Origin of the sequence: Streptomyces anthophorae, from assembly GCF_049310305.1 — a bacterium.
Classification (GTDB): domain Bacteria; phylum Actinomycetota; class Actinomycetes; order Streptomycetales; family Streptomycetaceae; genus Streptomyces.
In genome coordinates this window covers 15,606-28,471 of sequence record NZ_JBLWQQ010000002.1, presented here as the reverse complement: position 1 = coordinate 28,471, position 12,866 = coordinate 15,606, and the positions used below count along the sequence as shown (strand labels likewise).

The window sequence follows — 12,866 nt, the reverse complement described above, 5'->3', positions numbered from 1 at the left end:
CCACATGATCTCAACTCCGAGCAGACCCTAGACCGCGTCGAAGGCGAAGTAGCCGGTCTCCTCGGGCGTCACGTCGTTGGTCGTTCCCTTGAAGCCCAGCACCGGACCCTGGCTGTTGTGGCGGAAGACGTGGAAGTACAACCTCGTGATCGAGTTGTCTCCCTGCTTGAACACGCGCCCGTAGCGGTCTTGCTTCCACGGGGTGCCGACCTCCTTGCCTGCCCTGCAGACCGCGTCCATGCCGGGGTTCTCGGCGATGCACTTGCCGGTGCTCACGTTCTGGATTCCACGGTGGTTGGAAGCCCGCTTGAAGTGCTGGCCCGTGTCGTCTCGATCGCAGTCCACGAGACCCCAGTTGACGGCGTCCGTCTTGTGCGAGGAGACGCACATCATTTTGCCCTCGAAGACCGTCTTGATCTGGAACGCCTTCGGTGCGGGCGGAATGGTCGCCTGAGCGGAGGACGCCGCGCCCGTCGCAAGTACGCCGGCGATCGCGGCGGTCAGGGCGAAGCGGACAGGGTTCTTCTTGATCACGGAGAAACCTTTTTCTTGAACTGTTGAAGATCGGGATTGCATCCGGACCTAACGACGCTGCACAACGCCGGTCACTGTTACGCGGCTCAAGATCCACTGTCAGTGTTCGCACATAGGGTTTCGGGCATGGCAACGGACACCACGACCGGGACGGTCGTGCACGCGCGGTACACGTACCGTCTGCGCGTGTCGTCCACGGCCGGCGCCGCGCTTGAGGGCGAGTGGGCTCGATGCCGCTGGGTTTGGAATGAGTGCGTTGCGCGGTCCATGGCGACGCACCTGCGCAACAAGGCCACCGGTGAGCAGGTGACGTGCGGACCGGCCCCGCTCGACAGGATGCTGACCGAAGCTCGGCGAGTGAACGGTTGGCTGCGCGAGGGCAGTTCGGTGCCGCAGCAGCAGCTCATACGCGACTTCGGCAAGGCCCGCGACAAAGCGGTCAAGGACATCAAGGCCGGGCTATCAGCGCGTCAGCGGGCTGGGATGCCGCGGTACAAGAAGAAGCGTGAGGCGCTGGCGTCGCTGAACTACACCCGGCGCGGCTTCCGCCTCAAGGGCGGCCGCTTGCACCTCGCCGGGGGCATCGCGTTGACGCCTGTGTGGTCGCGGGATCTGCCCGAGACGCCGTCGAGCGTGCGCGTGTATCGCGACAGGCTCGGGCACTGGTACGCCTCCTTTGTCGCAGAGACGGCGACCGAGTCTCTCCCGCAGACTGGTCGTGTGATTGGTATCGACTGGGGTGTCCAGGAGACAGCGACCACCACGTCCGATGCGCACGACCTCCTGCACGCCGAGCACGGCAAGAGGGCCGCTCAGCGACTGGCGCACTACCAGCGGCAGATGGCTCGCAGAAGGCCGAAGAGGGGCCAGCCCGCCTCGAAGGGCTACCGGCAGGCGAAGCGGCAGGCCGCGAAGCTGCACCAGAAGATTGCCCGGCAGCGTCAAGACACTGGACGTAAGTGGGCCAAGCATGTGGTCCGCGATCATGACGAGGTCGCCGTCGAGGATTTCCGTCCGCGTTTCCTGGCGAAGTCGACCATGGCGAGGAAGGCTGCTGACGCCGCGATCGGCGCGACCAAGACCGCGCTGTTGGAGATGGCGCGTAAGCACGGTCGAATCGTGCACCTCGTCGACCCGCGCCACACCACCATGGACTGCGCAGATTGCGGTGCGAGAGCCAAGCACCGTCTGCCGCTGTCCGAACGCACATACACCTGCATTGCATGCGGAGCCGTGAGCCCACGGGACAAGAACTCCGCGCGCGTGATGCTGGTCCGGGCAGGTCTGGGCTCGGCAGGTGCTGAGGGCGTGAGACCTCCCGGGGCGCTGCCTCGGGAGGCGGCCTGAGCCTGGAATCCGACAGCAGCCGAAGGACGCCCGCAATGGGCGCCCGGCCGCAAGGCGGGACGGGAATTGCCGTCTTCAGGCGGGTCGGAGCAGTCAAGTAACCGGGTGTCGTACCCAGTTGTGGCACTACAGGCCGTGTGCGACTCCGGGTGCGTAGTTTCACCGGGGCGTGCGGATCACCCGATCCGGGAGCCGTGCGAAAACGCCTGACAGACGCCAGCCGGACGTGGCACTCTATGAATCTCAATTCATCATCAATGAATGACGGTTCTTGTGTGAGGTGCTCGTGATCCTGGTCCATCTGTCGGCGACGTGGCCCCGCGTCCTCAAGGGGGAACTGTCGGCAGCGGAAGCCTCGCTGGGGTCCTGGTACAACGTCAGCGACGCCAAGATCGAGGCCTGCGGCGACGTACTGCTCGGCATCTACGACAACACGGTGGTCAGCGCATTCGACCTCACCGGACCTGCCGTGCGGGACGCCGAGGGCCGCGTCACCTTCACCGGCAGCCCCTCGCAGGACTGGGCTCACCTGGTCGGCATGCCGAACCCGGGCAAGGCCTGGGGCGTTCGCGGCATGGCGCGTCCCATCCAGTACCTGGAAACCACCGCTCTGACCGGCGCACTGGCCCCAATCGAGGACGACAGAGGGCTACGCCGCGCCGTCGTCGGCGACGTCGCGCTCAGCGTGGACGCCGACGGCAACGCCGTGGTGTCCGTGCCCGCCGGCCGCACGGTCACCGTCGTCACCCGCGAGGCCTGAGACGTGAGTACCGCCCCTCTTCCGCTGCCTGCGGCTGCGCACCGCGAGGTTCTCGCCGAACGGATCCTGCCCCGATCCCTTCAGGGCGCCATGCCCCAGCGGCGCCCGGTGGCCGTGGTCGTCGCCGGACAGCCCGGCGCCGGCAAGACGACCCTGGCCGACCTGCTCCATGCCGCCCTCGACCGACGGGGCGGTGCCGTACGGGTGAGCCGCGATCTGTACAAGAGCGCCCACGACGCCTACCCCGAGCTGCTGGCCGCCGATGTCCGCACCGCCGGATCCCGAGTTCGCCCGGACACCCAGGCCTGGCAGCGAGCCGTGGAAGAGGCAGCCCGCCAGGGCCGGTTCGACGTCGTGGTGGAGAGCGCACTCGCCGACCCGGACGAGTTCCGCGAGCAGGCGACGGCCCTGCGGGCGGCCGGGTACCGCATCGAGGTCGTAGCCCTGGCCATCCCGGAAGCGGTCAGCCAGCTCGGCGTCCTGGACCGCTACCTGCGCGCCGCCGACGAGAACCGCCGGTTCGTGGCGTGGGAGAACCACGACACCTGCGCCGCGGGCATGCTGCGCACCCTCGACGTGATCGAGCGCGAGCAACTCGCCGACCGGATCTGCGTGGTGCGCCGCGGCGCCGTTCCGCTCTACGACAACGAACGGACGGACGGCGCTTGGCAGCGTGCTCCGCGGGCGGTCCAGGTGGTGGCCGACGAGCGGGCCCGACCGTGGGACGCACAGGAGACGGCCGTCTTCCGCCGTGAACTGGCCGACGCCGACCGGCGGGTGCATCACGGGCGCCTCGATGACGACCAGCGGCTCGCGGTCGTGCGGGACGCCGAGCGGGCGGCCGCCTGGTCCGAGCCGGTCCGCCGCACCGCGCAGGTGCGCTCCGCACCGCCCGGTGTCGACTACCACCGGCTGTCGGCCGAAGAACATGGGTGGATCTTCGAGAACCTGATCGTGCCCGGCCACGGCGACCGGGCCCAGGCGCAGGAGCAGCCGGTCGCCGTGTACGTGGTGGGGCAGCCCGGTGCCGGAAAGACGGCTGCCACTCAGATGGTCCGCCGTGCGATGCGGATGCGCCGGGCGGTCTGGCTGACCGGAGACCACTTCAAGTCGGCGCACCCCGACTACGGCGAGCTGCTGCGCAGCGAGCCGCGCACCGCCGGAGAGCGGATCCGCGCCGACTACAAGGCCTGGCAGGCGAAGGCCGAGGCCTACGTACGCGAACGGCGCGGCGACATGGTGATCGAGATGGCCCCCGGGAGCGTCGGGCAGTTCACGGCGAGCGCGGACGCCTGCCGCCAAGCCGGGTACCGCATCGAGCTGGTGGTCCTGGCCGTGCGCCTGTCCGACAGCCGACAGGGCACCGCCGCCCGCTACGCCGACGCCCTGCGCCGAGGCGTGGCCGCCCGCTTCACCACCGGCGCCGGGCACGACCAGTGCGTGAAGGCGCTGGAAGCCGTGACCTACGAGGCAGAGACGATGGTGGATGCCGTAACGGTGCTGCGGCGCGACGGCAGCGCCCTCTGGCACAACACGCGCGGCACGAACGGGCAGTGGAAGCGTGCTGCCCGCGCGGCCGCAGCGCTGGTGGGCGAGCAGCACCGCCCGTACACCGACGAGGAGGCGCGCCGGTTCGTGACGCTGCAGCAGCAGCTGCGGTTCGCGCTGCCCCAGCACCGTGACGAGATCGTGCAGATCAGCCGACTCGCCGCGCCCCTGTTGCCCGAACGCCGCCTCCCTCGCCGCCTGCCCACACCGGCGCCCGTACCCAGGGCGCTGCCGCTGCCAGCCGGCTACTTCGGGTCGGGGGCGTCGGAGGCCCACGTCTCGATGCGAGCCTCGTAGACCGCCGACACCTGCACCAGCTGCTCGTCGCTCATCTCCAGCAGACCCTCCTTGTCGGCGACCAGCGCCTGCCGTTCCTCCACCAGAGCGGCCAGCTCATCCGTGTCGCCCAGCCCGGCACGCCGCTTGGCCATGATCCGGGCCGCGTAGCGCTGCAGCAGATCATCGAGTGCTGTCTGGGCACGGGTCTGAGATTCGCTCAGACCCGAGTCGTGCGCGTCGTCCATGAAAGTCCGCCTTCATATCAGGGTGTGTAACCGGCTGAACCTAACAAGCGGCCCACCTGGCCGGTTCGACGTGCGATGCGGCGCGCGACCGGCTGGCCTGCTCAACACGGGGACGGCTACGGTCAGGTGACCGATCATTACCGGGAGGACTGCGTGGCGCGGGACCTGCGAGCGGTGTTCGGCTCCAACGACCGGGAGCTGGCAGCCGACGAGGCGTTCACTAACCGACAGGCCCAGTGGGCGCACGTCACCACGGCGCTCGCCGAGCACCTGCGGCGGGTGAGCGCGCCCGGCTTCGACGTCGAGGACCTGGAGGCGCAGCGCCGCAATGTGCTGGTCTTCCACGGGGTGGGCGGCATCGGGAAGACGACGCTGTCGCGGAAGATCGAGGCCGCGCTCGGCGGTGCCCGTCCCGAGCAGTGGAGCGCGGCCGCCTGGCCCGGAGCGCGGCTCGTCCCCGTACGGATCGACCTCGCGCGCTCGGCCGGCACCGACATCGAGCAGGTCGTGCTCACCCTGCGGCTCGCGCTCGCCGAGCTCGGCCGCCCGCTGCCCGCCTTCGACATCGCACTGCGCCGCTACTGGGAGGCCACCCATCCCGGCGAGCCGCTGGAGGAGTACCTGCGCCGCGGCGGGCTGGCCCGCCGGTTCGGCGAGGCCCTGCCCCAGCAGATGCAGTCCGCGCTCGCCGACGTCGCCCAGGCACTGCTCCTGCCCGGCACGATCGGCTCGGTGGTCGGGGAAGTAGCCGGAACCCTGGTCGGCGCGCTGCGCGAACGGCGCCAGACGGTGCGGGCGTTGGCCGGCTGCGCGCGCCTGGCCGACCTGCTGGACGCCGAGGCGGACATCGACGCGCTCTCCTACTACCCGCACCTGCTCGCCTGGGAGATCGCCCGCCTGCCCGCCACCGAGCGAGTGATCCCGGTCGTACTCCTGGACACGTTCGAGGACGTCGGGGACCGCACCCGCCGCGAGATGGAGCGGCTCCTGCAACGCGTCGTGTGGCTGATGCCGAACGCCCTGTTCATCATCACCGGGCGCTCACGGCTGGACTGGGCCGAGGACGGCCTCGCCGGACAGCTCGACTTCACCGGCCCGCATGCCTGGCCCGGCCTCGCCCACCCCAGCTCCAGCACCGTGCCGGGACCGCGCACGACAGACTCGTCATGGGCGCCCGAACGGCAAGTGCTCATCGGGGATTTCAGTCTTCAGGACTCCGAGGACTACCTCGTGCGCCGGCTCTCCCGCCAGGGACGCCCGCTCATCGACGCCGAGCTGCGCCGAGTGATCAGCGAGCGCTCCCACGGCCTGCCGCTCTACCTCGACCTGTCGGTGATGCGGTTCCTGCAGCTGCGCCGCAGCGGGCGCACCCCCCAGCCGGCCGACTTTGACGCCGACTTCCCCGCCCTGATCTCCCGCACCCTGCAGGACCTCACCCCTGACGAGCGGCACGTACTGCGCTCCGTCGCTCTGCTGGACGCCTTCGACGTCCCCCTGGCCACGGCGGCCGCCGGACTCACCCACGAGGCCGCCGCCCTGCGCCTGATCGAGCGGCCCTTCGTCCGCCACCACCCCTTCGGGATCTGGCCCCACCACCTGCACGCCCTGATCCGCGCCACCCTGCGCACCGCCGACGACCACACCGACGACCGCTGGAGTACGAGGGACTGGCAGCAGGCAGCCGAACGGGCCTTCGCCGCGCTCGAGACACAGTGGCGCACCAGCCAGGAGACCCGGACGCTCCTGGTGGGCTGCCTGCGACAAGGCCTCGCCCTCGCCCGCGACTTCGTCCTCCCGCCCGGCTGGCTCACCGACGCCGCGTGGGCATACGTGGGTGACTCGGTCTGGGAACCGATCACCCTGACCGCGCCCCTCACGCCCCCCGGCGAGGCGGCCGCAGTCACCCCGGCCGACACAGTCGTCGACCTCCTCACCGCACTCGCCCGCCGCCAGCACGAACACCGAGAACACACCGTGAACCGGCTCACCGCCGTCCTCGATGCCGGCCTGCTGCCCGACGAGCTCGTCGAGATGGCCACGTACTACCGGGCCAAGGCCCAGCGCGACCTCGGCCGTTCCGCCGACTCACGCACCGGCATGCAGTACGTCGTCGACCACGGCGGACGACTCGCCCCCGCGGCCCGCCGAGGACTCGTCCACCTCGCCCGCCTCGCCGGAGACTTCACCACCGCCCACGCCACCGCGCAGCACCTCGGCTGGGAAGGACGCCAACACCGCGTCCTGGGCGACGTGTTCTGGCCTCAAGGCGACATGGAACGCGCCGCCACGGAATTCCTGGCCGGACGCACCGAGGCCGAGCAGCACGGGAAAGCCGGCGAAGCCGCCCACAATCAGGCACTTCGCGCCCTCGTGACCGCCTTCACCGACCCCCGCCTCGCCGACGACGAGATCGACCTCGCCCGCCACCTGCTGACCGGCCTCACGCTGCGCGCGACCACGCTCACCGTGCAGATCGCTGCGCTCGTCCGCGATGCCGGCCTCACCGACGATGTCGAGGACCGCGCCCGGCTGCTGCGCACCGAGCTGACCAACGCCGGACTCACCTCCCAGCGCCCGCTGCTCGAACTCGCCCTCGCCTTCCACCACGCCGTCCTCGGCGACGACTCCCAGATCGACGCCAGACTCGCCTGTCTTTCCGAGGTCACGGCCGGCGGCGACTACGCCTATTACACGGACCTCACCTGCTTCATGGCCGACCGGCTGCTCCCCACCGGTCCGGCTCAATCCCTGAACTGGCTCGATGGGGAAACGGTCGTACGGGAGCGCTGGCGGGCCCTCGTAGTCACCCGCCAGTTGGGTCCCGCTACATAGAGGAACACGCGCTGCGACAAAGGGGAGGGGAGGCGCCTTGGCCTCCCCTCCCCTTTGTCGCAGCGTGGTACTCAGAGGCTTCCGTTGCGCACGCTGGTGATGAACGACGTCCAGGCCGTGTCGGTGGTCATCGTCAGGCCGAGGCTGGTGTCCTTGGAGTCGCGTACGGCCACCCAGCCCGCGGTAGGGAGCGCGACCTCTACGCAGGCGCCTTGGTCGCTGCTGGCTGAGCTCTTGAACCAGGCGAGTTCATCGGGGCGGCACACAGGCAGGGTGAGGCAGGGCATTTCGGATCTCCTCTGCGGCGGCGGTTTACCAGGGTGGCGCAGTGCTAGGCAGATCCCTGGTTCTTGAGATCGGCAACAAACGAAGTCCAGGGCCGCGGCTGGAAGAGCAGGAAGGGGCCCTTTTGCTGCTTGCTGTCCCGGACTGGGACGATGCCCGGAACGCGGGCTGACTCGAGGCAGTTCTGGTCGCCGCTGGAGTGGCTGGCCTTGAACCAGGCGGCCATGGCGGGATCGAAGCGTCGGTGCGCGGTCACTTGGTAGTCCCTCTTCTTGTCTGGCGGCGCGGATACACGCCATGGATTCCTCATCTGCGCAGCTAGTCGCGGGTCGCACCCTCGGGCCACACCACCTCGACGGGCACGCCCGTACGTCGCGCGTAGGCGACGACGTCCGCCGTTCCGCCGTACCCGCGGGCCGGCTTCCCGTCCCACACCGCGACGAGCCGGTCGACCAGGCCGACGAGGATCTCGCTGCCCGCCTGGTGAGCCTGTGACGTCGACTCGCGCATGCCGGTGTGGTGCACTTCGGTCGCCCGCGCGAGCAGCTCGTCGTACGTCGGGTGGTGCGACTCGGGCAGGCCCTCGCGGTACTGCTCGGCGGGCACGACGACCTCGATCCGGCCGCCGCGGTCGAGCACCGTCTCTGCGAACCATGCGTCGGGCCCGTCCGCGATGCACGACACCCCGAGCAGCTCGGCCGGGTCGTACTTCCGCAGCTCTGCGGCGAGGGTGTCGCGAACCGTCCGTTCAACCTGGGCGGACAGTCCACGGTGTCCGGTGATCCCCAAACGCACAGCCCTTACCCCTCTCCATCACAGGTACACGCCATGCAGGCGGTCGTCGAAGTCGCGCACGACTTTAGGGGGCGTGGCACCGGAGTATGAGCGGCGCACAGCGCGCGCCCGTTCCACGATGCGCCCCGACTTGTAACGCAATCCCACTTCGAGTGCCCGCGTCGCCATGGTGAATGCGCCGTCAAGGCGTCCTGCGGCGAGGTGCCCCGAGGCCATATCGAGCATGAGTAGTGCCCGTTGCTTGTCATGGCCCGAGCTCATTACTTCGGCGGTCGCGTCTTGCTCGCTGGCCACCCATCGCGGCAGCCCGAGCTGGGCGCCGCATGAGACCCGGGTGGCTGCGACCTTGGCCTCGGTGAACGAGAACACCCACGGCCACGGTGGCGCGTCCTCGCGTTCGATCTGCTGTGCTCGACGAGCTGCTGCTCGCAGTGCCTTGTCGGCTCGGTCCTCGGCGCCGGCCGCGGCGTGGGCGAGAGCCTCGACGCTGGACAGCCACGCGTCGGCAATGGCAGGCAAGTGGTCGCCGAGCTGTTTCCGTGCCGAGCGGGCGAGGCTGAGTCCCTGCGCGGCGTTCCCTGAGTGCGCCTCGAACTGCGCGAGGCTCCCCATCTGGTAGGCGGCAAGTAGGGGGTTGACCGCACGGCGAGCAGCCTTGATCGACGCGCCGTACCACGTGCGGGCCGACCCGTTGTCGCCCATGTCCCAGTGAAGCCACCCGGCGAGGCTCGCGATCTCGCTGCCGACGGCCGCGAGTCTCGCCCGCTCGTCCTCGCCCTCGGCGTCGTGCGCGATCGACTGCGTCAACTTGAGGTGCGAAAGTACCGTTTCGACGAGGTGCCGCGAGGGCGTTGTGCCATCGAGGCGCCGGAAGGCGGCGGTGGCCACGCGAAGGGTGGCCGCTTGTCCGGTCTCGGTCGCGTGCGCTCGCTGTGGGGGCACCACAGAAAGCGTCGGCGCTGCGGCGACCGCCGCGACCCCGCCAAGGAAGCTGCGCCGTTCCACATCGGTTCCGTTTCCATCCCCCCGCGCGGCGATCGCCGCCGTGTGGTCGGCTAACCCGACCAGGTGCGGGGGAATCTGAAGATGGCTCGCTACCCGCGACAGTTGAGCCGTCTCGTACGAGCCCGCGCCCCTCCCCTCAAGGCGTGAGATCGCTGATTGGCTCATCCCGCAGCCCTCCCCGAGCTGCCCTTGCGAAAGGCCGGCTGCGACCCGGGCGAGTTTCACCACCCGGCCGTAGTCGCCTGCTCGTGCAGCATCGCGGATCGCTTGCGCGGACCAATTCACGGGATGTGTTCTCCCCCTCTTGCTACGCGGCGTGGGCCGGAAGTGCGGCACCGGTATGCGCTGCGCGAATCGTCGTATGCAGCCTGCGGGTAGTTGGTGGCTCTTACAGGATGCCCGGGGGTTGAGTGACCGCACTACCCGTCACCGGGAGGACATACATGGTCGACAAGGAACAGGGCGCGCGGCAACTCACCCCGAGATCCGATCAGCCACGCCAGGTGGTGTTGGCGGGGAAGCCGCAATCAGCCCACGAGGCGAGGGAGTTCGCCCGCGAGTACGTGATGCAACGGGAGCCGGGCGCGGCCGAGGACTACGTCGACACAATCGTGTTGGTGACGAGCGAGCTCGTCACCAACAGCATTCGCTACGGCACTGAACCCGGTGACTCCTTCTCGCTCAGGCTCCACACCCGCCACGGCCGCACACGGGTCGAGGTCCGCGACCCCGTGAGGCGGCGCCCGCAGCCGCGGCCCGAGTCCCCTGGCCGTGACCGCGGCCGGGGACTGCTCATCCTGGACGGACTGTGCCATTGGGGCGTTGACGACGCCGCGTTCGGAAAGACCGTGTGGGCCGAAGTGATCGAGAAATGACAACCATGCAGCAACTCACCCCGGCCGTGCCGACCCCCGGCGTGATCGCAACCTTGTCCGTCCGCCCGTGGGTGGACAGCATCGGCGACCAAGGGTTCGCCCCCATGCTGATCACACACCCGACGCCAAGAAGCGACGCCACCACCGCGGACGCCATCGAGGCCCGCATGTTGAGCGTTGCGCACGCCCTCGGCACGGCACCAGCCGACCGGACACTGCCCGACGCGGGCGAACGGATCGCCGTACACAACGGCGTCGTCCTGGTCCACCTCGACGGCACCCCGCACGCGCTCACCACCCGCGCAGGGAACTGGGGGCGGGTCATCCGCGAGATAGGGCACGTACTGCTCGCCGTCGGCCTCGACCCGCTGCCGCCCGCGGCGAACGGCGCCGAGGTGACCGACTACATCACCGCCTCGGTCAAGGCGAACCGGCTGCACTTCGCGGCCGCGAGCGTCGCCGCCCCTGCCCGACGCATGGACGCTCAACCTGAGGTGCCACACCCCTAAGACAGGGCCGCTCGGCGGTCGAGCCCCCCGGGGGCTCCCGCCGAGCGGCCCGCCGGAGCGTCGCCGGCCTCGAAGCCCGGGTCGCAGGCACCTGACAACCCGCGGACTACTCAGTCCGGTCCGGTGACCCGGGGAACTCGTGGCCGCCTGTAGGAGCCTTCCAAGTCAGGTGGCGATGAGTACCAGACGGCGGCCGACTAGGAGTTCGTTCTACCTGCGGCGAGCATGTGGGAACTCGCGGCCAGGAGCTCCGGGTAAGTGTCGGCGAGGCGTGCGGCCGTCAGCGCTGCCCGGAACATCGGCGAGTGCTGTAGTGACTCGCGAGTGTGTTCCTCGGTGGCCTTCAGAGCACCCCAAGCAGGACCTTCGACGCTGTGGATAGTGACGTCGTCGAGGCCGGCCGCGGTCATCTCCTGGATGAGGCCGGCCGGGGTGTGGAAGTAGGCGGCGGTGAAGCCCTTGCGGCCCGGCTCGTGGATGCCGGTGGCAAGGATGTCCTGCACGGCGTCCTGTACGTGCTCCTTGTCGAGCATGGTGGTGGCGACGTGCTCGAACAGGGAGGCGTAGCGGCCGATGGCGGCAGCGGCTACCAGACCGCCCGTTTTGGCGACGCGGACGGCTTCGGTGAGCGCCTGGTCCCGCTCGGCGCGGTCGAGCAGGTGGTAGAGCGGGCCGAGCAGGAGGACGACGTCGAACGAGGCGGTGTCGGCGCTGAGTTTGCGGGCGTCGCCCAGCTCGGCGCTTGCACCGACCTGGGCGGCCTGCTCGACGTGGCGGGGCACCGGATCGACCACATGCACGGAGTAGCCGGCCTCAGTCAGCCACTTCGCGTGGACTCCGGGGCCGCCGCCAACATCGAGGACTGTCGCCGGGGCAGGGGGCAGGTAGGAGCGCAGGATCTCCTGCGTCCGGACGAGTTCGAGCAGACCGTCGGCGCTTCGGGTGAGCCGGGAGGACTCGTCCACGGTCTCCGAGTAGAACGCCAGAACCTCGGGGCTGAGCTGCGGTACGGAAGGCATACCCTGGATGGTCTAGCCTGACCGGTCAACCTGTCCAGAGCATCGGAGTCGGCATGGCAGTTCTCAAGTACGAGTTGATCGCGGACTCTCTGCGGCAGCGCATTGCGGACGGCGAGTTCGGGCCCGACGATCTGCTGCCGTCGCAACGGGACCTGTGCGGGCAGTGGGACGTATCGCGCGCCACGGTCATCAAGGCCTACGACCTCCTGGTCAACGACGGCCTGGTGGTGGCCCGGCAGGGGCAGGGCTTCAGGACCTCGCCGATGCCGGTGGCACGCCCGGCCGGAGGCCGCAAAGCAGGAACCACGCGTGCTGCTGGCGGGCGGGCTTATCGGATCCTCGGGACTCCCAACCGGCTGGCGCCTCCGGCGCGGGTGGCTGCCGCGCTTGGCCTGAGCGATGGAGCCAAGGCGCTGCGCCGCGACCGGCTGATCGAACTGGCCGACGGGTCGCCACTGTCCGTGGTGGCGGCCTGGTTCCCGCCGGAGATTGCCGACCGCTGCACGAAGCTGGCAGAACGCAAGCAGCTGATCGAAGGCACCACGCGCTATATCGCCCGGATGACCGGGCGCGCGCCCGCCCGGGGCATCGATGTGACGACCGTGCGCCGTGGCACCGCAGACGAGGCTGAGGCGCTGTCGCGTCCGCAGCCGTTTGCCGTGGCCGAGGTGCTGCACACGGCGCAGGATGCCGACGGCCGGACCCTGGTCGTGGAATGCGGTGTAACTCCCGAGGGTCTGTGGGAGGACACGCAGACATACCCCATGACCGGCGCTCGCTAGAACCTCCAGATCCCGAACAGGCTTCCAAATAGCGCGAGTTGATAGGGGCCG

Annotated in this window: 14 protein-coding genes; 7 read left to right on the top strand and 7 right to left on the bottom strand. The window is 69.6% G+C overall.

Annotated features, from left to right (window positions below; translation table 11 throughout):
* Nucleotides 1-27: 27 nt before the first annotated feature.
* Nucleotides 28-534 carry a hypothetical protein gene (locus tag ACNYS0_RS43025; RefSeq protein ID WP_422404871.1) on the bottom strand — a complete coding sequence of 169 codons (507 nt, stop codon included), beginning with the start codon at nucleotides 532-534 and terminating at the stop codon, nucleotides 28-30.
* Nucleotides 535-660: 126 nt separating this feature from the next.
* Between ACNYS0_RS43025 and ACNYS0_RS43020 the strand changes: the two genes are divergently transcribed.
* The 3 genes from ACNYS0_RS43020 (at nucleotide 661) to ACNYS0_RS43010 (ending at nucleotide 4,486) form a co-directional block, all read left to right on the top strand.
* Nucleotides 661-1,881 carry an RNA-guided endonuclease InsQ/TnpB family protein gene (locus tag ACNYS0_RS43020; RefSeq protein WP_422482932.1) on the top strand — a complete coding sequence of 407 codons (1,221 nt, stop codon included), beginning with the start codon at nucleotides 661-663 and terminating at the stop codon, nucleotides 1,879-1,881.
* Between the two features lie 271 nt (nucleotides 1,882-2,152).
* Nucleotides 2,153-2,641 carry a hypothetical protein gene (locus ACNYS0_RS43015; RefSeq protein WP_422434671.1) on the top strand — a complete coding sequence of 163 codons (489 nt, stop codon included), beginning with the start codon at nucleotides 2,153-2,155 and terminating at the stop codon, nucleotides 2,639-2,641.
* A 3-nt stretch (nucleotides 2,642-2,644) separates the two neighbouring features.
* Nucleotides 2,645-4,486, top strand: coding sequence for a zeta toxin family protein (locus ACNYS0_RS43010; RefSeq protein WP_422482931.1), 1,842 nt, complete (start codon nucleotides 2,645-2,647; stop codon nucleotides 4,484-4,486).
* Here the strand turns inward: ACNYS0_RS43010 and ACNYS0_RS43005 are convergent.
* A complete protein-coding gene (locus tag ACNYS0_RS43005) occupies nucleotides 4,435-4,713 on the bottom strand; it encodes a hypothetical protein (RefSeq protein ID WP_422404867.1) in 279 nt (92 codons plus the stop codon). The two genes, ACNYS0_RS43010 and ACNYS0_RS43005, sit on opposite strands and share 52 nt — an antisense overlap.
* A 126-nt stretch (nucleotides 4,714-4,839) precedes the next feature.
* Here ACNYS0_RS43005 and ACNYS0_RS43000 point away from each other — a divergent pair, with 126 nt between their 5' ends.
* On the top strand, nucleotides 4,840-7,545 hold the full coding sequence (locus ACNYS0_RS43000) for an ATP/GTP-binding protein (protein ID WP_422404866.1): 2,706 nt from the start codon (nucleotides 4,840-4,842) through the stop codon (nucleotides 7,543-7,545).
* Nucleotides 7,546-7,616: 71 nt separating this feature from the next.
* Here the strand turns inward: ACNYS0_RS43000 and ACNYS0_RS42995 are convergent, their stop codons facing one another.
* The 4 genes from ACNYS0_RS42995 to ACNYS0_RS42980 form a co-directional block, all read right to left on the bottom strand.
* Nucleotides 7,617-7,832, bottom strand: a complete 216-nt coding sequence (locus ACNYS0_RS42995; RefSeq protein ID WP_422404865.1) for a DUF397 domain-containing protein — start codon at nucleotides 7,830-7,832, stop codon at nucleotides 7,617-7,619.
* 44 nt (nucleotides 7,833-7,876) lie between these two features.
* A complete protein-coding gene (locus ACNYS0_RS42990) occupies nucleotides 7,877-8,086 on the bottom strand; it encodes a DUF397 domain-containing protein (protein WP_422404864.1) in 210 nt (69 codons plus the stop codon).
* A gap of 62 nt (nucleotides 8,087-8,148) precedes the next feature.
* Nucleotides 8,149-8,625 carry a hypothetical protein gene (locus ACNYS0_RS42985; protein WP_422404863.1) on the bottom strand — a complete coding sequence of 159 codons (477 nt, stop codon included), beginning with the start codon at nucleotides 8,623-8,625 and terminating at the stop codon, nucleotides 8,149-8,151.
* Nucleotides 8,626-8,643: 18 nt separating this feature from the next.
* Nucleotides 8,644-9,915, bottom strand: coding sequence for a helix-turn-helix domain-containing protein (locus tag ACNYS0_RS42980; RefSeq protein ID WP_422404862.1), 1,272 nt, complete (start codon nucleotides 9,913-9,915; stop codon nucleotides 8,644-8,646).
* A 158-nt stretch (nucleotides 9,916-10,073) separates the two neighbouring features.
* On the opposite strand from ACNYS0_RS42980, the gene ACNYS0_RS42975 reads away from it, so the two are divergent.
* Together ACNYS0_RS42975 and ACNYS0_RS42970 are read left to right on the top strand one after the other, a co-directional pair.
* Nucleotides 10,074-10,505, top strand: coding sequence for an ATP-binding protein (locus tag ACNYS0_RS42975; RefSeq protein ID WP_422404861.1), 432 nt, complete (start codon nucleotides 10,074-10,076; stop codon nucleotides 10,503-10,505).
* On the top strand, nucleotides 10,502-11,014 hold the full coding sequence (locus tag ACNYS0_RS42970; RefSeq protein ID WP_422482930.1) for a hypothetical protein: 513 nt from the start codon (nucleotides 10,502-10,504) through the stop codon (nucleotides 11,012-11,014). The genes ACNYS0_RS42975 and ACNYS0_RS42970 overlap by 4 nt, the downstream gene beginning before the upstream one ends.
* Before the next feature lie 197 nt (nucleotides 11,015-11,211).
* Here the strand turns inward: ACNYS0_RS42970 and ACNYS0_RS42965 are convergent, their stop codons facing one another.
* Nucleotides 11,212-12,033, bottom strand: a complete 822-nt coding sequence (locus tag ACNYS0_RS42965) for a class I SAM-dependent methyltransferase (protein WP_422404859.1) — start codon at nucleotides 12,031-12,033, stop codon at nucleotides 11,212-11,214.
* Between the two features lie 53 nt (nucleotides 12,034-12,086).
* Here ACNYS0_RS42965 and ACNYS0_RS42960 point away from each other — a divergent pair, with 53 nt between their 5' ends.
* Nucleotides 12,087-12,815 carry a GntR family transcriptional regulator gene (locus ACNYS0_RS42960; RefSeq protein WP_422404858.1) on the top strand — a complete coding sequence of 243 codons (729 nt, stop codon included), beginning with the start codon at nucleotides 12,087-12,089 and terminating at the stop codon, nucleotides 12,813-12,815.
* Nucleotides 12,816-12,866: the final 51 nt, after the last annotated feature.